We start from the raw sequence: 18,142 nt of genomic DNA on the forward strand, positions 1-18,142 counted from the left end.
GGTTTACTCCGCACCGGCCTCTTCATCGCCAGCATGGACCTGCACGTCGAGAATCTCAACGCGGAAACCGAGCTGTTGCCCCGCCAAGGGGTGGTTGAAGTCAATCTCGACCTGCTCATCATCAATCGCGCTTACCACGCCGGGAAGCTCAGTATTTGCTGCGTCAGCAAAATTGAGTACCAGGCCTTCACTGAGTTCAATATCCGCAAACTGGCTGCGTGGCATACGCTGGATATTTGCAGGGTTGCGCTGGCCGAATGCATCTTCGGGGGCGAGTGTCAGCGTCGCTTGCTGACCTGCCGTTAAGCCTTGCAGCTTCGCCTCCACACCGGGGAGCAAATTACCGTCTCCGAATACGAAGCTCGCCGGGCTGCGCTCGAAGGTGGAGTCCACCTCGCTACCATCCTCCATCAGCAGAGCAAAATGCAGGGTGACGGCGGTTCCCGGACCAATCGCAATAGTCATAATCGCTTCTCTGTTAGCGCTATGCCGACCTTACTTGTCGCCGGCATCTGAATGAATAAACGTATCGATGATTAACAGCACGGCACCCACCGATATCGCCGCATCGGCAATATTGAACGTGGGGAAATACGCGTTACCCCAGTGCACCGAAATAAAATCAATAACATGGCCGAGGCGAACCCTGTCCCACAGGTTTCCCAGCGCACCACCCAGCACTAAGGTCAGTGCCATCGACAACAGCCACTGCTGTCGGCGCAGCTTCATTAGCCACACAAGTAAGTAAACGCTTACCGCCGCGGAGATAACGGTAAAAAACCAACGCTGCCATCCCCCGGCATCGCTCAAAAAGCTAAAAGCGGCTCCAGGGTTGTAGTGCAGCGTAATATCCAGCACCGGCAACACGGGGTTTGGCTGCCCATACACCAAACTGGCGTCGGCCCAAACTTTGGTAATTTGATCGACCAGAACAATAACCGCGGCAAATATCACCCACAGCAATCGCCCCCGCCGCTGCTGCGCAGCGCCGCTATTAGGCATAGTGGCGGACCTCACCATCACCATCGACGTTATCTATACAGCGGAAACACAGTTCTGGATGCGTCGTCGACTGACCAACGTCTTCGCGATAGTGCCAGCAGCGCGTACATTTCATGCCTTCACTGGCGCCAACGCGTACCTGTAAGCCCTCCAGCTCTGTCGTCTCAGCCTCGTTCGCCGCGGAAATCGGTGCGAGCATGGCTGAAGAGGTGATCAACACAAAGCGCAGCTCATCACCGAGCGCCGACAGCGTCTCGATCAATTCATCGTCACAAAACAGCGTCACTTCAGCCTGCAGGGAGCCGCCCACAATGCCCTCGTTACGGGCGTTTTCCAGCACTTTGTTGACCGCCGTTTTCACGCTCTGCACACGCTGCCAAAAGGCGTCGCCCATCTCGTCATCGTCTGAGAGTTTTTGCAGGCCCTGGTACCATTCAGCGGCAAATACCGGCCCCTGATGCTCGCCGGGCAGAACCTGCCACAACTCGTCGGCAGTAAAGCTGAGAATCGGCGCGATCCAGCGCGTCAGCGCCTCGGCAATGTGGTACAGAGCCGTTTGCGCCGAACGCCGCGACTGGCTGTTTTCCGGCGTGGTGTACTGGCGGTCTTTGATAATATCCAAATAGAAGCCGCCCAACTCCAGCACACAGAAGTTGTGCAACTTTTGGTATACCACGTGGAATTGATAAGCATCGTAGGCGGCCAGCAGTTCATCTTGCAAAACCGCAGCGCGATGGACGATCCACTTATCCAGCGCGAGCATCTCGTCGCTGGCCAGCGCATGCTCACCCGGCTCAAAACCTGCCATATTGGCAAGCAGGAAGCGCGCGGTGTTGCGGATGCGCCGATAGGAATCGGCAGTACGTTTAAATATCTCATCCGATACCGTCATCTCATTGCGGTAGTCGGTCGCCGCCACCCAAAGACGGAGAATGTCTGCGCCCAGCTTATTCATCACTTCCTGTGGCGCCACCACATTGCCCAAGGACTTGGACATTTTTCTCCCGTTGGCATCCACCGTGAAGCCATGTGTCAGCACTGACTTATAAGGCGCGCAGCCCTGCGCCGCCACCGAAGTGAGCATAGAGGACTGGAACCAGCCGCGGTGCTGGTCAGAGCCTTCAAGGTACAAATCTGCGGGGAAGGCCAGCTCCTCACGCTGAGCCAATACGGCGTAGTGCGTAACACCGGAGTCAAACCATACATCGAGGGTATCCGCGACCTTGTCGTAGCTCTGCGCCTCGTCGCCCAGCAGCTCGGCAGCGTCCAGGTCAAACCAGGCCTGAATGCCCCCCTGCTCCACCCGCTCGGCAATCTGCTCTATCAGTTCTGGCGTTCGCGGATGCAGTTCAGCGCTTTCTTTATGAACAAACAGGGCGATGGGTGCGCCCCAGGTACGCTGACGCGAGATACACCAGTCGGGCCGCTCACCCATCATGGACTCAATACGCGCCCGGCCCCAGCCTGGCATCCAGTTCACCGCATCCACTTCGGCCATGGCTTTGTCGAGCAGGCCGCCCTGCTTCATGCTGATAAACCACTGCGGGGTCGCGCGAAAGATGATTGGCGATTTATGCCGCCAGCAATGCGGATAGCTGTGCTCGTAGGACTCGTTGTGCAACAAGCTACCGCGCTCTTGCAGTGCCGCGATCACCTGTTCGTTCGCTTTAAACACATGCTGACCGGCAAATAATTCCGTACCTTCGATGTAGGTACCATTGGCCGCAACGGGGTTGTACACATCCAAGCCATATTTTTGACCGACAACAAAGTCATCTTGGCCGTGGGCTGGCGCGGTGTGCACTGCGCCGGTACCCGCATCAGTGGTGACGTGCTCACCCAAAATCACCGGGACTTGGCGTGCATACAAGGGGTGCTGCAGAGCGAGGTTCTCCAACGCCGCTCCTTTGCACTGGCCAACCACCGCGTAATCGGCAATACCCGCTCGCTTCGTCACGGACTCCTGCAGGGCCTCAGCAACCAGCAGTAACTCTGCGTTGCCGTCTCGTTGATAGGACAACCAAACGTAGTCCAGCTCGGCATGCAGGCACACAGCCATATTCGCCGGAATGGTCCACGGCGTTGTGGTCCAAATTACCAGATTCATTGCGCCGTCAGCGCTATCGGCAAGCCCGCAGCGCTGGCGAGCATCCGCGGCGTCCACCACTGGGAACAGCACATCAATCGCCGGCGACGTCTTGTCTTTGTACTCCACCTCGGCTTCGGCCAGCGCCGAGCCGCAGTCCATACACCAATGCACGGGTTTGAAACCCTTGTGCAGATGGCCGTTTTCAACAATTTTCCCCAGGGCGCGAATGATATTGGCTTCAAAGTCGAAGCTCATCGTCAGATAGGGATTTTCCCAATCACCCAGCACACCCAGCCGCTTAAAACCCTCTCGCTGGCCATCGACCTGTTTGTAGGCATAGTCGCGACACTTCTGACGAAAAGTGGCGGCGTCAACCTTGCGCCCGACCTTGCCCACTTTTTTCTCGACATTGAGCTCGATCGGCAAGCCGTGACAGTCCCAGCCCGGCACATAGGGGGCATCGAAGCCGCTTAGCGTGCGAGACTTAACGATCATATCTTTCAGGATTTTATTAACCGCATGGCCGATATGGATATCGCCGTTGGCATACGGAGGGCCATCGTGCAGTACAAACTTTTCCCGCCCGGCGCGCGCGCGGCGAATCTGGCCGTAGTAGTCCTCGTCGTACCAGCGCTTTAACGCTTGCGGCTCACGATTCGCCAAATTTGCCTTCATGGCAAAATCCGTTTTTGGCAGGTTCAGGGTGTGCTTGTAATCACTCATAAAAGCTAGTCTTAAAGGCCCGGCAATAGGGAAAAGTTAAAGGGAGAAGAATCGTCGCGCCTGCGCGATGTCGCGAGAAATTTGCTCGCTCAAGGCGTCGATACCATCAAATTTAATTTCGTTGCGCAGTTTTTCTCTAAACAACACGCGGATATTGCGGCGATACAGATCGCCTTCAAAATCCAATAAATGCACCTCGAGTATGGCCTTGCTCAAATCGCCCACCGTTGGGCGAACCCCAACGTTAGCGACCGCCGGCAGCAGAGAATCCGACACGCCTGCAACTTGCACGGCAAACACGCCTGACAGCGGCGAGCGCAGGCGGCGCAATTGGATATTCGCCGTCGGCGCACCAATGGTACGACCAAGTTGCTGACCGACAATCACCCGCCCGGCAATACTATAAGGGCGGCCCAACAGATGCTCAGCAAGGGCGAAGTCGCCCTGCCCCAGCACTTCGCGAATCCGCGTACTGCTTACTCGCTCACCTTCGTGAAGTAGGGTCGCGGTGTCCATCACGTCAAAGCCGTCGCGAGCGCCGTACTTACGCAACAGGTCGAAATCACCGCTTCGGTCGCGACCAAAGCGCAGGTCATCACCAACAACGATGTATTTCGCACCCAGATTTTTAACAAACAGGCTGGTTATAAACTCGTCTGCGCTCATATTGCGCAACGCGTTGTTAAAGCGAATGCGAACCACACGATCAATACCCAGGTCGCGAATCGCCTCAAACTTTTCACGAAATGACATCAGCCGTGGCGGCGCGGCATCCGGCGCCAGGAATTCTCGCGGCAGGGGTTCGAACAATACCACTGTTGAGGGCAGGCCGTACTCCCGACTCTTATCAATCAGCTGCCGCAGCACCGCCTGGTGACCGCGATGAACGCCGTCAAAAGCGCCAATCGTAGCAACGCAGCCGCGATGACGCGGGCGGAAATTGTGAAATCCGCGGATTAACTCCATGCCTGTGGCCGACCCCATATGCACGCCCCGCTATCAGCACCGCGACGAAGTCGCCAGTGAATGCGCCGAGCAGTAATAAAGCGGCTGATTATAACTTACTCAGCCACGTGACAAAAACGCTTAAGTCGGCGGGTTAGCGCCGCCGCGCAACTGTGCGGGCCGCAGCCCCATAAGCAGCAAACCCAGCAGGTAGGTCACGCCGCCTGCTGCACAAACGCCGCCGAGCACCGCCGCCCGCTGCCAGGCAGACCACAGCGACCAATCGCTGATTTGCGCGCGGCACAGCAGCAACAACGCCGACATTAGTACCACGGGAACACAGAGCTGTAGCGTGTATCGCAGCCAGCCTGCCGCGGGGCGATACACCTGGCGCGCCAGCAAGCCACGCAGCAGCAACATGGCATTGAGCCACGCCGACATGGCGGTGGCCAGGGCCAGCCCTACGTGGCCAATTTGAAGGTAATAATGCAAGGGAACGACTAAGGCGATATTAAACACCATATTCGCCACCATCGCGTATATGCCGATTTTTACCGGTGTTTTGGTATCCTGGCAGGCAAAAAATCCGGGCGCTAATACTTTGATCAACATAAAGGCGATGAGGCCCAACGTGTACGCGCGCAGGCTCAGCGCGGCCATGGCGACATCGCGGCTTTGCAACTCACCGTACTGAAACAGCGTAATCAGTATTGGCTCGGCGAGAATCAACAGCGCCGCCGCCGCAGGAAGCGCCATCAGCAACACACCACGCAGCGCCCAATCCAGGGTCTGTGAGAATGCCTGCTCGTCGCCGCCGGCTCGCTGGCGAGACAATTTGGGCAAGATCACCGTCGCGATGGCAATGGCGAACACACCGAGCGGCAGCTCTACCAAGCGATCGGAGTAATACAGCCAGGAGATACTGCCAGTGGGTAGAAAAGAAGCCAGCACAGTATCGAGCAGCAGGTTTATCTGGCTAACCGATACACCGAACATTGCCGGCAGCATAAGCTGCACAATGCGCTGTACGCCCTCATCGCCCCATCGCCACTGTGGTGTTGGCAGCAGGTGCAAGCGCTGCAAGAATGGCAGCTGGAACAACAACTGCACACAACCGGCCATCAGCACACCCCAGGCCAGCGCCATCGCGGGCTCGGCAAAGTATGGCGCGGCCACCACGGCAGCGGTAATCAAACAGACATTGAGTAACACCGGCGTAAACGCGGGCACCGCGAAGCGCCCGTAACTGTTGAGAACAGCCCCGGCAAAACCAGTCAGTGAAATCAGCATCAAATACGGAAAGGTGATGCGAATCATCTCTGTGGTGAGCTGAAACTTCAGCGGATCGTCGCGAAACCCCGGCGCAAAGATCGACGCCACCATCGGCGCGGCAACCACGGCGAGAATCGTTATACACAACAGCACCCCACCCAATGCCCCCACCACGCGATTGAGCAGTTCTCGCACAGCGGCGTGGTCACGCTGCTCCCGATATTCTGACAGTACGGGCACAAAGGCCTGGGCAAAAGCGCCCTCGGCAAATAAGCGGCGTAGAAAATTGGGGATCTTAAAGGCGACAAAGAAAGCATCGGCGTTTGCGCTGGCGCCGAGCACCACCGCAATGACCACGTCGCGCGCCAATCCCAACACCCGCGACAACATCGTCGTGGCGCCCACCACCAGACTGGAGCGCAATAGTCCGCCGCCGCGAGGAGCCTCCGCCTCACTCATTGCCAGGCCTCACGAAGGCGCTGACGATGGCGCTGCAGCCACAGTAGGGCGATCAGGCTGTGGGCGTTATTAATCTCGCCGTCGGCGAGCATTTGCATCGCCTGGTCAAAACCGTAGACCTTGGCGCGAATGTCTTCGCCTTCGCCCGGCAAGCCATGAAGGCCGCCGGCATCCGCCAGATTGCAGCGGCCGCAGTACAGGTAAAAATATTCATCGCTGCCGCCGGGGGAGGAAAAATACTCCGCTATCGGCTCCAGCTCAGATACCGTTAACCCAGCCTCCTCGCGCGCTTCGCGCCGCGCGACCTGTTCGGGCGCTTCATCGGTATCAATAATTCCCGCCACAAGCTCCTGCAACCAGGGCGAATCGCCGCTGTCGAGGGCACCAACACGGAATTGCTCGACAAACAACACCTCATCGCGCTCGGGGTCATAGGGGAGCATGCCGACCGCCGCACCGCGCACGAAAAGCTCGCGATTAAGCGGCTTGCCCCAGCCGCCGGCAAACAATCGGTGGCGCAGGCGCAGCTGGCGAATTTCAAAGAAACCTTTCCAGGCACTGCGTTTTTCCAGCACCTCGACATCGTCGCGACCAAAACGGCTCATCAGAAGCGCCTTTCGGTGTACCAATTCACATCACGCGCCGATTTATCCACTTGATCGACGACATCCAAGATCATCGCAAACAACGCCATGCGTACCAGCACGCCATTGTCCGCTTGACGAAAGATTGCCAGGTTAGGGTTGTCATTCAGGTCGTTGTCCAGCTCGTTGGCTTCTTGACGCGAATCGCGGGGCAGCGGGTGCATAATCACCGTATTGGGTTCGCAGTAGCGAGTGTAGATTGCCTGATTCAAACGATAGCGGCCGCGATACATATCGGCTTCAGCCTTGCTTGCAAAGCGCTCTTCCTGAATGCGAGTGGAGTAAGCAATATCCACCTTGGCAAGGCTGCCTTCCATCACATCGGATTCAATCACCGTGTGGCCGGCACTGCGCAGGGCATCAACAATTTCACCGGGCATTTTCAGTTCATCCGGCGAAATCAACACAATATGGACATTGTTATACAAGCCCAGCAATTTGCAGAGTGAGTGTACCGTTCGGCCGTATTTCAGATCGCCAATCATCGCGATCCGCAGGCCATCCAGATCACTGCGCCCTTGGTGCAGCAACTCTTTACGAATAGTGTACAGGTCCAATAGCGCCTGGCTGGGGTGCTCATTGGCGCCATCGCCGCCATTAATCACCGGCACGCGGCTGGCCGCCGCAAACTCCGATACCGAGCCCGAAGCCGGGTGACGCATGACGATCACGTCGCTGTAACCACTGAGTACCCGCGCGGTATCGTATAACGACTCACCTTTGGCAATGGCCGAGCTTTCAAAGCCCGTGGTTTCACGCACCTCACCGCCGAGTAAGTTAAAGGCGCAGCCAAAACTCACCCGCGTTCGTGTGGAGGGCTCAAAGAACATATTCCCCAGAATTGCCCCATCGAGCACCTTGGTAATACGCTCGCGGTGCGCATAGGGCGCCATGCGATCAGCCACCGCAAACACGCGCTCTATATCTTCGCGCTCAAACTGACTGATAGAGAGAATATGACTACCGGCAAATTTCAACACTGCTCTCCCTTTATACTGCGGCCCGGCCGCTATGATTCACTGACAGCCGAAGCCGCCTGATTATTGGCGTCGTCAAATTGCAAGCTCGCCCAACGGGCGTAGAGGGATGACTGCACCAAAAGTTCACTGTGACGCCCACTGGCAACCAGCTCACCATTCTCGAGTACCGCAATGCGATCGACATTGATAACGGTTGCCAAGCGATGGGCAATCACCACCGTCGTGCGGCCTTCCATCAACCTTTCCAGCGCCTGCTGCACTTGGTATTCACTTTCTGCATCCAGGGCACTGGTCGCCTCGTCGAGCAACAGCAGTTTAGGGTCTGCCAATATTGCTCTGGCAATCGCGACGCGTTGACGCTGACCACCCGACAACCGCACCCCGCCTTCGCCCACAAAACTTTGATAGCCCTCGGGCAAACGCTCAATAAATTCGTGAGCAAAGGCTGCCTTAGCCGCGGACACTATCTCCGCATCGCTGGCATCTGGGCGGCCGTAGCGAATATTGTCGGCCACCGAGCCAGTGAACAGCACCGGCTGCTGCGGCACCATCGCGATATTTGCACGTAACTCGTCCGGATCGAGATTGCGAATATCGACGCCGTCAAAGCAAATGGCCCCGTCACTTACATCGTAGAAACGCAGCAACAAATCAATCAACGTTGACTTGCCAGCCCCGGAACTGCCCACCAGCGCCAAACTGCTACCTGCCGGCACCTGCAAACTAACATTGCTTATTGCCGGGTGTTCCGGCCGCGAGGCATAGGCAAAGCTCACCGACCTAAAATCGATATCGCCACGCACCGGCACCGGTAAATGCGACGGGACTGCTGGCGGCAATATACGGTTCTCTGCCGCCAACAATTCCAGCAGGCGCTCGGTCGCTCCCGCCGCTCGCTGTAAGTCACCATAGACTTCGGAAATGGCACCGACGGAGGCAGCTACCATCACCGCGTAGAAAATAAACGCCGCCAGTTCACCGCCACTGATTCGGCCGGCCAGGACATCGTGTCCACCCACCCAAAGCATGCCGGTAACGGCGCCTAACACCAGCACTATCACCACCGTCGACAACCATGCGCGCTGCTTAATGCGCACGATGGCAACATCGAAGGCCACCTCTGCATGGCCATCAAAGGCTTTGCGATCAAGCGTTTGATGGTTAAACGCTTGCAGCAGCTTGATATTTTTAACTGCCTCGCCCACAAAGCTGCCGACACTGGCGATCTTGTCCTGACTGCTGCGCGACAGCCGCCGCACGCGGCGGCCAAATACCAGGATGGGCACAATCACCAGTGGCACACTCAGCATCACCAACCCCGTGAGTTTCGGGTTGCTGATGAACAGCCAGATTAAACCGCCGATAAACATCAGCGCGTTGCGCAGGGCGATGGACACCGAGGACCCAATCACAGTTTGCAGAAGGCTGGTGTCGGTGGTGATCCGGGATTGAATGTCGCCACTCAGCTGGCTTTCAAAAAAGCCGGGGTGCAGGGTGACGACATGGGCAAACACGGCTTTACGCAGGTCTGCACTAACGCGCTCGCCAATCCAGGACACCAAGTAAAAACGCACAAAGGTGCCGGTCGCCAACAGCAATACCAGTGCGAAAAACAGCACCAAGGCCTGGTTTAGCGCCGCTTCACTGGCGTTGCTGGAGAAACCATTATCCACCAACAAACGCAGCCCCTGCCCGATGGACAGCGTGATCCCCGCCGTGCAGATCAGAGCCACGCTGGCACCGATAACCTGCCAGCGATAGGGCTTCAAAAACCCAAGCATCGCCCTTAATACACCTAGCTTTGCGGTACCGCGCTCACTGTGTTGTTGGTCAGCCATTAGCCTCTCCTTCTGGCCGCGCATTATTGCCCGTATTCCCGGCAGGTAAAAGCGCCGCATCAACCAACGCTAACTTTTGTTTACGCGGTAATTTTTTTATCGCCGCTTCACGGCGCGATGCCACTGAACGGTTTTCCGCTGGTTCGGTGTAGACAATGGCCTCGGCGGGGTCACTGCGAAAGAATCGCGCGCCCTTGCCGCCTTCGCCGCAGTGCTCGCGAAAACGCCGCGCGGTATCCGTGGTGATCCCGGTATACAAGCGGCCACTGCGGCAGCGCACCATATACACCCACCACTGACTCAAAGCCCCTCCTGCTCCAGTGCATCGGCGTAGTCGTTGAGCTCCTGCAGTACAAATTGCTGGAAGTCGTTATCGGTGGAGTCGGACAACTCCACTAACCGCTGGCGAAAGCTGTCAAATCCGTGCAGATGCTCTCCGGGTTGGCGCAGCCGCTGCCGACAGAATTCCAGCCAGCGCTGCCGCTCCGCCGCCGATAAGGTTTCGGGGAAGTTACGCGCCCGATAGCGCCACAGCATTTCTGGAAGGCGACGGTCGCTGAATTGAAAATGCTGCCCGGCAAGATCCTCCGGCAGCATTTTTCGCAGGCGCTCCATCTGCTGGCGATCACCGTCACTAAAAAAGCCGCCGCCATAGAGCTGCGTGTCCGGATCGGGGTTTTCACTGAATTCACGCTGGGCATACACCGATGCCAGGGTTTCATTAAGCCCCTCGGCCTTGCGCAGCATCGACCAGTGCCGTCGGCACTGGTCTAAGTCGATCTGCAAACGCTGTGCACTGGCATCGTCCAATAATTTAGGGGTGGCAACAATCGGTGCGCGATTGAGGTGAATTTCCTTGAGCGGAATACGCGGCGTGTCCTCCCCCAGCTCGTCACTGGAACTGAAAATTCGCCGTGCAACCTCGTCACTGTCCAGCGTAATCAGCGGGCTCGGGTCAACACTTAAGTCATAGACGATCACGCTGTTCTTGTTAACCGGGTGCGGTGCCAGCGGCATCATCAACGCCGAGCAGCCTCGCGCCGCGGGCAGGCGCCCGGAAACATGCAACACCGGCACTTGGCTGTCGGTGTTGAGCATGGCCGCCACCGTGCGCTTGTTCCGCAGGCTCAAGGCATAGTCGTAGAGTTTGGGCTGGGCTTGACGGATCAGGCGAGCCAAATCGATCGTTGCCAGTACATCTGAAAGCGCGTCGTGCGCCGACTCGTGACTCAGGCCATTGGCCGCGGTCAGCTCTTCGAGCCGGAAGCTGGGCGAGCCATCCTCGCGCCGGGGCCACTCAATGCCGTCGGGGCGCAGCGCGTAGCACAGCCGAACGACATCGATCAGGTCCCAGCGAGAGTTACCGTTTTGCCACTCTCTGGCATAGGGGTCGTAGAAATTTCGATACAAGGCAAAGCGAGTCACCTCATCATCGAAGCGGATGCTGTTATAACCCACCGTGCAAGTGCCAGGCTGAGACAATTCCGCGTGGATGTTGGCGACAAATTCTGCCTCGCTGAGCCCCTCTTCCAGGGCTTGTTGCGGGGTAATCCCAGTAACCAGGCAGGCCTCGGGATTGGGCAGGTAATCGGGAGTTGGACGGCAGAACTGCACCAGCGGTTCGCCGATAATGTTCAGCTCAGCATCGGTGCGCACACCAGCAAACTGCGAGGGGCGATCCAGGGCGGGGCGAGTTCCCCAGGTTTCGTAATCGTGCCAGTAAAAGGTCTCACTCATCACTCAGTTCGCCACCTGTGAAGCAGATACAAAAACGGCAGTGCCAATGCACCGGCCAGGGCGTCGCCCAAAGCCGGCACGGCGCTGCCGTCAACTTAGCTAACGTTGATATTTTCCGCTTCGATCTTCGCTTTCCAAATTTGCGGGCCTGATTTATGCACTGAGTCGCCGGCGGTGTCTACCGCGACCGTCACAGGCATATCTTCAACGGTAAACTCGTAAATGGCTTCCATACCCAATTCTGGAAAGGCCACCACTTCAGACTTTTTAATCGCCTGGGCAACCAAGTAAGCCGCGCCACCGGTGGCCATCAGGTACACCGCCTCAAACTCTTTGATGGCGTCGATCGCACCGTCGCCGCGCTCGGACTTACCGATCATGCCCATTAATCCGGTTTCGGCGAGCATGGTACGGGTAAACTTATCCATTCGCGTTGCCGTGGTTGGGCCTGCGGGGCCAACGACTTCGTCACGCACGGGGTCAACAGGGCCAACGTAGTAGATGAAGCGGCCCTTCAGGTCGACAGGCAGGGTTTCGCCTTTGCTCAGCATATCGACCATTTTCTTATGCGCAGCGTCGCGACCGGTCAGCATCTTACCGTTGAGCAAGAGCGTATCGCCGGGCTTCCAGGTTTTGATCTCATCGGCCGTTACGGTATCTAGGTTCACTCGCTTCACGTCGCCACCAGACTGACGCGTTACCTCTGGCCACTCTTCGAGCTTTGGCGGGGTCAGAGCGACGGCGCCACTGCCATCCAGGGTGAAGTGAGCGTGGCGGGTTGCCGCGCAGTTGGGGATCAAGGCAATCGCCTTATTCGCAGCGTGGGTCGGATAATCTTTAACCTTAACATCCAAGACGGTGGTCAGGCCGCCCAAGCCCTGGGCACCAATACCGAGCTGATTGACCTTTTCATGCAGCTCCAGACGCAGCTCTTCCGAGCGGTTTGACGCGCCGCGTTTTTGCAGATCGTGAATATCGATGGGGTCCAGCAGCGCTTCTTTTGCCAACAGCATCGCCTTCTCGGCAGTACCGCCAATACCAATGCCCAGCATACCCGGTGGGCACCAGCCTGCGCCCATTGTCGGCACCATTTTCAACACCCAGTCCACCACAGAATCAGAGGGATTGAGCATGGCAAATTTAGACTTGGCCTCTGAGCCGCCGCCTTTTGCTGCAACATGCACTTCAACGGTGTCACCGGGAACAATTTCGTAGTGGATCACCGCGGGGGTATTGTCTTTAGTGTTACTGCGGGCACCGTCGGGGTCGGCAAGAATGGAGGCGCGCAGCACATTATCAGGCAAGTTGTAGGCACGGCGAACGCCTTCATTAACCATGTCGGTAACCGACATCTCAGCGTCCCACTGCACATTCATGCCCACGGTCAAAAACACCGTCACAATACCTGTGTCCTGACAAATGGGACGATGCCCCTCTGCACACATCCGCGAGTTGATCAGAATCTGTGCCATCGCGTCTTTGGCGGCAGGGTTTTGCTCGCGCTGATAGGCTTCGTCTACCGCCTTGATGAAATCAACCGGGTGGTAGTAGGAGATGTATTGCAGCGCATCTGCAACACTCTGAATCAGGTCATCTTGGCGGATAACAGTCATTGGGCGAGGTCCTTGATAACGTTGTGGTGTCGGTGCCAAAGTGCGACGGTTGCCGCACCTGATCACACTGTGCTGTTGCAGCCATGTGCCGCAACAGCTGGAATCGGCGCAGAAGTATACACCAGCTGCGGCCTCGCCGTCAGCGGGCCTGGGGACTGCCGCTGTGGTATTGCGTGACCGTTTGGCGCAGCGCTTCGATATCGCGATTCACCTGTTTGCGGAAGGCGTTCACCGAATCAAGCCATTCTTCACTCTGCTGTACACGACGTTCAACCGCCTTCACCCGGGCATCCAGACTGCCGCCCGCAGTGAGTTGCTTATTCACCTCCAGCAACGTCTTGCGATTCACCTCAGACTGGGCAATGACGCGGTCGAGCTTGCCAGACATTGAAGCCATTGCCTCGCGGTCGGCATCATAACCCTGCAATGCACTCTTGAGCTTTGCGTCTAAAGAGCGGTGGCGGCTTTCTATGGCAGCCAGTCGCTTTTCATTTTTCGCCAACTGCGCATCGTGCTCAGCCAACTCTTGTTTTTGTTTTTTCCACACGTTGTCCCACAGCTTGCGGATTTCAAAATCCAGCTCTTTTAATTTCACCGCGGTGGTCACGCTGTTCTCTTCCAGGCTTTCATCCGCGGAAGATAAGCGCTGCTCCAGCACTTCCAGACGCTGCTGGGCCTGTTTTAAATCACCCTGAGCAATAGTCAGTTGATCAAACAGGTAGTAGGCGGCGGCCGCCAGCGCAACAATTAACAGCGTTAACATAAACAGGACGAAACCACCTCCGCCACTCGCCGCAGTGGCAGGGGGTAGCTCCTTTGAGCTTACTGCCGCACGCTGTGCGACATCTTCCTCGTCAACAGCAATTGAAAATCGTGGTTCTTGTTTATCAGTACTCACAATTCAGTATTCCAATTAATTGTAGTTAAAGCGCCACTCTACACTCGCGCGTCTGCGTGGTAAGTCAGCGCATTATGAACGTCTGCCTCGTTCGCCTCCAGCCCCAGCATGCAGTTTCGCTGTGCAGCCTCGGCGGCTTTGCTATACTTGCGCAGCCTGGGCCTCGGAGTCTGCGAGTCCCGACAAAAAAACAGACAACAAGATGAGAGAGGGGTTTTATGGACGCGTTCATTTCTGCGGATCTGGCCTTGCGCTGGCTGCACGTACTGTTCGGCATCGTTTGGATTGGCCTGCTGTACTATTTCAACTTTGTACAAACTGAATACTTCAAGGAGGCAGAGCCCTCTGCCAAGGCAGACGCCGTACAAAAGCTGGCGCCTCGCGCGCTGTGGTGGTTCCGCTGGGGAGCGATGTTCACCTTCCTGACGGGTCTGGGCTTGCTGCACTTCACGATGAGCCGCGGCGGGTTGAATGGCTACATCATCATCGGTGCACTGATGGGCACCCTGATGTTTTTGAACGTCTGGCTGATTATCTGGCCCAACCAGAAGATTGTCTGCGGCATTACCCCGGGCGACGCCGCTAAAGCCGCGCCAAAAGCTGGCCTGGCTTCTCGCACCAACACCCTGTTCTCAGCACCCATGCTGATCGGCATGCTGGGCTCTTTCCACGGCAGCGGCAATGCTGCTCTCGCGCAAGTCGGTAAAACAGCAAGCGGCGACCTGAGCCTCGGCCTGTGGATTTGCCTTGGCTTAATCGCGCTCCTCGAACTGAACGCCCTGTTCGGCAAAACCGGCCCAATGACCACGGTCAAAGGCGTTGTCCATTGCAGCATCGCGCTGGCCTTGGCGATGGTTGCACTGCTTCAGTACGTGTAATACCGATGAGACCACACCATGTGGTTTAGTACTAAAAAGGGGGCTTTCGCCCCCTTTTTTTTTCGCCAGCCTAAATCCCACCAGTCAGGCGCCTCTCATTAGAACTGCTTACTGCGCAACAGCACCAAGGTACAGGCGTCCTCGCAAACAATGCCGCGCGCTCTTAACTCACGGGCCAAGCCCTCGTCCTCACTCCCTGGATTGAAAATGACCCGCCGGGGAGACAAACCAATCAGCGCATCCATGTGCGGAGCCAGTAGCTCGCCACGCATATACACAGTGACGGTATCAACAGGTCCGTCAACACTGGCAATATCAGGCTGGCAGTGAATTCCCGCAACCGCGCGATGATAGGGATTCACCGGTACAACCGTATGCCCGTACTCGGTGAGCATTTGTGTTGCCTTGTAGGAATATCGCTCTGGTTTAGGGCTTGCCCCAAGTACCACAACCCGTTCAGCCATCTCTTCCCTCCAAGCGAATACTCGCTATTTCACTGACGCCAGACATAAAAAAGCCGGGGCATGCCCCGGCGCTATCATAGCGAAATACGCTTATTTTTCCTGAGTCCCCATCCAGCGGCGCAAGGTCGACGCCAGCTCTTGCGCGTTATAGGCCTCTGCGCTGTCGGGCATCGGGTCATTACCCATCTTTATTTCCAGGGATGCCTGGTAAGAGGTTCGGGTGGTTGTCGAGGCAACACCACCGCTCAAACGCCCAGGGGTTTGCGCAACCACTGTATCACAGCTCAGCAGGCCGCAACGTTGATACACCGCAGTGCCGCCACCAAACTCATTCACGCCAGAAATTGTACTGCTGCTGCGGCTTTTGCTTTCTGTATCGCGATTCACTAACTGAAACCAGTCATAGCCTTCCTGCAAAGTCAGCTCTGCCGCACGAAGCAGTGCGTAATCATTGACCGTTTCCTTATCCGTTACAGTATTACCGGTAAACGTCACGCGGTAGCGATCCTTGCCCAGTGCGGTCTCGGTGTAACCGTATGCACCGCGCTTTTCAGCCGGCTGGTATGTGGTGCTACTACTGCATGCAGCCATCAGCACTGAAAGCAACGCGACAAACATCATCTGGGTACGCATAAAATCTCCTCGTTTTTTTGAAAGCCAACTGCTTTTTTCTCATCGACCCCTACTGTACTAGCCCCGCCTGAACTGAAGCTGAATAAGTAAAAACCCTTACCAGCTACTGCCGCGACCGGCCCTATGGACGCCAAACACGCATGTACGCGCGGTGGCAGCTCCCCGGCGCTAGTAATAATTCATCGGCGAAAGCCATGCCTCTCTCTACGCAAATGTATTCGTTGTAGTGCTCGGCAACGTCATCCATTTTCTCGGCCAATGTTGCACCCGGGTTCCACACCACAACGGTATCGCACCCCTGCCCCGCAATAGCCAGCGACCCCTTTCCCGTTGCTAACTCCTGAACACCACCCACCTGCTCAAATACGCGATCAACCTCACCATCAAAGCGCTGGACGGTGCTAAGTCGGCATTTAGCCAAGCCCTGGGTATTATCCAAATAGTCGCCCGTACCCAGGCCCTGAACACTCGCCGCAGCAGTCTCCGCGGCAAAGTAGCTGTGCATGGCAAAACTCAAGGGCAGGCTCTGCTGGCTGCGATTGCAAATCACTAACTCGCACGCCAACTCGCGCCCCAATCGGTACACCACCTGTGCGCTATACATCCAGGGAAAGCGTGCCTGCTCGTCAGGTGCAGGCTCGATGGCAAATCGAAGGACCAAGCCATCCTCGTCGCTACTCGCCTCAAGCAGTTGCCACTCTCGCTGCCTGGCAAACCCGTGTTTGGGCAAGGTGGCGTCGCGACGATTCACACCAAACCACGGCAAACACAGGGGAATCCCCCCACGAATGGCCGCGCCGTCGGAAAAAACCGCCTTGGGGCTCAGCCACAGCCAGTCTTCGTCGCCCACCGGCGCAAATGACAACAACTGCGCGCCCTGCAGCGCAAACACCGCCCGACATTGTGCGGTGTCTGCAACGATTAGCGGCAAAGCCTGCTCGCTTCCATATTCGATACGGCTATCGCTGACCCTCACGCCACGCGGAAGATCAATCATCAGTATTTTCCTCGGCGGCGGACGCAGACTTCACCCACAGCATATCGTTCGCCCCCTTTTGAAATTGGTAATCCACGCGCTCCATGCCAACATCATAGCCCCGCTCCCCCAGCTCCCGCACAACGGCGGGCAGGTGCTGCGACACACGGCCATCTACTGAGACCAGCGGATAAATACGCACCTCACGGGCAACACGGCACAGCTCAAGCACTGCCTCAACATGGGCCTGAAGATCGATGTGCTCGCTGTAGAGAAACAATAAGTGTGAACAAAGGGCCAGGTCGTACTCGCCATCAAAACACGGCAGCTCAGGCAAACTGGCCTCAACATAGCGACCCGCTTGTAAACCGCTTGGGTAATCTTCCAAAAATCGATTCATCGCCGACATACGCACTGAGCCCAAGTGCCCTGGGTCGCGAAAGTGGCGCCATACATATTGGTCTGCCTGCCGCGCAAATTGGCTGAGCATACCGGGGTAGACACGGCGAATACGCTGCTGGATATCGTCGGCGCTGAACTGATAGATCGGGTCGACCGACAGCACTTTACCGCCCTGCGCCGTTACTTCGGCATTAAAACTCGCCGTGCCGTCACCGCAGCCAAGGATACTGCGCTCTAGGTCTTCCTCTCGCAGCGCAAACATCGCTGCATATTCCGCCAGGGATCGCCCCCACGGCACTACTGATGATAGCTCCAAAAATAATCCACCGAATAACCAGAAAAAACCCGCGTAGCGGGCTCGAATAACGCAGTATAAATCCTGGGGCCAGCACGGCGCCAATAACTCAGCTAAAACGCCACCCTACAGCTACATTCCCGCAATACTGAGGTGGGGCAAGTCAGCGGCGAAGCCTGTCCTGGCACGGATTGCCAGGCAAAAAAAAGCCCCGCGGTGCGGGGCTCTCATTTTTATGGATGTGTGGGCTTACATCATGCCGCCCATACCACCCATGCCGCCCATGCCGCCCAT

General features: G+C 56.9%; 17 protein-coding genes. 1 reads left to right on the forward strand and 16 read right to left on the reverse strand.

From position 1 onward, the window contains the following. Window positions 1-3: 3 nt before the first annotated feature. The 12 genes from B3K78_RS15755 to B3K78_RS15810 all read right to left on the reverse strand — a co-directional run bounded on the left by B3K78_RS15755 (window position 4) and on the right by B3K78_RS15810 (window position 14,200). Window positions 4-465, reverse strand: a complete 462-nt coding sequence (locus tag B3K78_RS15755; protein WP_286696185.1) for an FKBP-type peptidyl-prolyl cis-trans isomerase — start codon at window positions 463-465, stop codon at window positions 4-6. Window positions 466-495: 30 nt separating this feature from the next. Then, entirely contained in the window at window positions 496-1,002 is a 507-nt protein-coding gene (gene lspA / locus B3K78_RS15760; protein ID WP_286696186.1) for a signal peptidase II, read from the reverse strand. Continuing rightward, window positions 995-3,814, reverse strand: coding sequence for an isoleucine--tRNA ligase (ileS, locus tag B3K78_RS15765; RefSeq protein WP_286696187.1), 2,820 nt, complete (start codon window positions 3,812-3,814; stop codon window positions 995-997). Before ileS ends, lspA begins: the two co-directional genes overlap by 8 nt. 36 nt (window positions 3,815-3,850) lie before the next feature. Then, a complete protein-coding gene (gene ribF / locus B3K78_RS15770) occupies window positions 3,851-4,798 on the reverse strand; it encodes a bifunctional riboflavin kinase/FAD synthetase (RefSeq protein ID WP_338061848.1) in 948 nt (315 codons plus the stop codon). Window positions 4,799-4,900: 102 nt separating this feature from the next. Further along, window positions 4,901-6,490 (reverse strand): murein biosynthesis integral membrane protein MurJ, encoded by a 1,590-nt coding sequence (gene murJ, locus B3K78_RS15775; RefSeq protein ID WP_286696188.1) that lies wholly within the window; start codon window positions 6,488-6,490, stop codon window positions 4,901-4,903. Continuing rightward, window positions 6,487-7,095, reverse strand: coding sequence for an NUDIX domain-containing protein (locus tag B3K78_RS15780; protein ID WP_286696189.1), 609 nt, complete (start codon window positions 7,093-7,095; stop codon window positions 6,487-6,489). The genes murJ and B3K78_RS15780 overlap by 4 nt, the downstream gene beginning before the upstream one ends. Beyond that, window positions 7,095-8,111 (reverse strand): aspartate carbamoyltransferase, encoded by a 1,017-nt coding sequence (locus B3K78_RS15785; RefSeq protein WP_286696208.1) that lies wholly within the window; start codon window positions 8,109-8,111, stop codon window positions 7,095-7,097. The genes B3K78_RS15780 and B3K78_RS15785 overlap by 1 nt, the downstream gene beginning before the upstream one ends. A gap of 32 nt (window positions 8,112-8,143) precedes the next feature. Further along, window positions 8,144-9,952 carry an ABC transporter transmembrane domain-containing protein gene (locus tag B3K78_RS15790; protein WP_286696190.1) on the reverse strand — a complete coding sequence of 603 codons (1,809 nt, stop codon included), beginning with the start codon at window positions 9,950-9,952 and terminating at the stop codon, window positions 8,144-8,146. Continuing rightward, window positions 9,945-10,256 (reverse strand): GIY-YIG nuclease family protein, encoded by a 312-nt coding sequence (locus B3K78_RS15795; RefSeq protein WP_275587349.1) that lies wholly within the window; start codon window positions 10,254-10,256, stop codon window positions 9,945-9,947. The genes B3K78_RS15790 and B3K78_RS15795 overlap by 8 nt, the downstream gene beginning before the upstream one ends. Continuing rightward, window positions 10,253-11,689, reverse strand: coding sequence for an exodeoxyribonuclease I (gene sbcB / locus B3K78_RS15800; RefSeq protein ID WP_286696191.1), 1,437 nt, complete (start codon window positions 11,687-11,689; stop codon window positions 10,253-10,255). Before sbcB ends, B3K78_RS15795 begins: the two co-directional genes overlap by 4 nt. A gap of 95 nt (window positions 11,690-11,784) precedes the next feature. Beyond that, window positions 11,785-13,302, reverse strand: a complete 1,518-nt coding sequence (locus B3K78_RS15805; protein WP_204996597.1) for a fumarate hydratase — start codon at window positions 13,300-13,302, stop codon at window positions 11,785-11,787. A 139-nt stretch (window positions 13,303-13,441) separates the two neighbouring features. Next, on the reverse strand, window positions 13,442-14,200 hold the full coding sequence (locus tag B3K78_RS15810) for a hypothetical protein (protein ID WP_204996596.1): 759 nt from the start codon (window positions 14,198-14,200) through the stop codon (window positions 13,442-13,444). Window positions 14,201-14,418: 218 nt separating this feature from the next. On the opposite strand from B3K78_RS15810, the gene B3K78_RS15815 reads away from it, so the two are divergent. Then, window positions 14,419-15,078 carry a urate hydroxylase PuuD gene (locus tag B3K78_RS15815; protein WP_027874187.1) on the forward strand — a complete coding sequence of 220 codons (660 nt, stop codon included), beginning with the start codon at window positions 14,419-14,421 and terminating at the stop codon, window positions 15,076-15,078. A gap of 98 nt (window positions 15,079-15,176) precedes the next feature. Here B3K78_RS15815 and B3K78_RS15820 read toward each other — a convergent pair whose 3' ends face one another. The 4 genes from B3K78_RS15820 to B3K78_RS15835 form a co-directional block, all read right to left on the reverse strand. Next, the gene (locus B3K78_RS15820) at window positions 15,177-15,542 is read right to left on the reverse strand and encodes a CoA-binding protein (protein ID WP_204996595.1); all 366 of its coding nucleotides are present in this window, start codon (window positions 15,540-15,542) and stop codon (window positions 15,177-15,179) included. 90 nt (window positions 15,543-15,632) lie between these two features. Next, entirely contained in the window at window positions 15,633-16,175 is a 543-nt protein-coding gene (locus B3K78_RS15825) for a CC0125/CC1285 family lipoprotein (RefSeq protein ID WP_204996594.1), read from the reverse strand. A gap of 121 nt (window positions 16,176-16,296) precedes the next feature. Beyond that, complete coding sequence (locus B3K78_RS15830; RefSeq protein WP_286696192.1) at window positions 16,297-17,172, reverse strand: D-hexose-6-phosphate mutarotase; 876 nt, start codon at window positions 17,170-17,172, stop codon at window positions 16,297-16,299. After that, entirely contained in the window at window positions 17,165-17,815 is a 651-nt protein-coding gene (locus B3K78_RS15835; protein ID WP_204996808.1) for an SAM-dependent methyltransferase, read from the reverse strand. The genes B3K78_RS15830 and B3K78_RS15835 overlap by 8 nt, the downstream gene beginning before the upstream one ends. Window positions 17,816-18,142: the final 327 nt, after the last annotated feature.

This window comes from Spongiibacter sp. UBA1325 (assembly GCF_002306875.1).
Taxonomy (GTDB): Bacteria; Pseudomonadota; Gammaproteobacteria; order Pseudomonadales; family Spongiibacteraceae; genus Spongiibacter; species Spongiibacter marinus.